Source organism: Mesorhizobium sp. M1E.F.Ca.ET.063.01.1.1, from assembly GCF_003998155.1.
Classification (GTDB): Bacteria; Pseudomonadota; Alphaproteobacteria; order Rhizobiales; family Rhizobiaceae; genus Mesorhizobium.
In genome coordinates this window covers 1-820 of record NZ_RZSC01001346.1, presented here as the reverse complement: position 1 = coordinate 820, position 820 = coordinate 1, and the positions used below count along the sequence as shown (strand labels likewise).

Sequence of the window (820 nt, the reverse complement as noted above, 5' to 3'; positions counted from 1 at the left end):
CGTCGGTGTTGCTCGGCCTCGGCCTTGCCGTCGAGGACGACATCGAAAACCGCAAGACGCACCACGACGACGAGCTCGAACATGAGCACGACGATTTTGATTCCTTCGTCATCGATATCCCGTCGATCTTGCATCCGGACGAGCTGGCGAAGCGCGTCGCCCTTGCGGCCGAGCAGGAAAACGTGCTGCGCGTCAAAGGCTTCGTCGAGGTTGGCGGCAAGCCGATGCGGCTTCTGCTGCAGGCCGTCGGCCCGCGCGTCAACCACTATTACGATCGCGCCTGGACCACCGAGGACGACCGCCGCTCGCGGCTCGTCGTCATCGGCCTCAAGGGGCTCAATCGCCCGGCGGTCGAACGTATCCTCGCCGGCTGAGGCAAGCACGAAAAGCGATGCATATCCTCACCACGACATCCGCCTCGCTCGACGATCTCGCCGAGCCGATCGATCTCAGGCAGACGCCTGCGGATGTCGTGGCGCTGTCCTTCACCGACAGCGACCTCGCCGGCCTGGCCGCTGCGTGGAAAGCGGACGCGGAACACCTGCCGTCGATGCGGCTCGCAGCACTTCGCGACCTCCGCCACCCGATGTCGGTCGACCTCTGGATCGACAGCGTCGCCCGTCATGCCAAGGTCGTTCTGGTCCGCATCCTCGGCGGCTACGACTGGTGGCGCTATGGCTGCGATCAGCTCGCGACGGTGGCGCGCGAGCGCGGCATCAAGCTCGCGCTGCTGCCCGGCGAAAGCCATGACGAGGATCAGCGGCTGATCGAGGGCTCGACGCTGCCACGCGCCGAGTTGGACGCCTTGCTCGGCTATTTC

1 protein-coding gene and 1 pseudogene are annotated in these 820 nt (G+C 65.7%); both read left to right on the top strand.

Going from position 1 to position 820, the window contains the following annotated elements; genetic code table 11:
* Window positions 1-374 (top strand): GTP-binding protein (locus EOA29_RS38465; protein ID WP_189479156.1); only part of this gene is annotated, 374 nt, incomplete at its 5' end.
* 17 nt (window positions 375-391) lie between these two features.
* Window positions 392-820, top strand: a pseudogene (locus EOA29_RS38460) (cobaltochelatase subunit CobN); the annotation flags it as partial.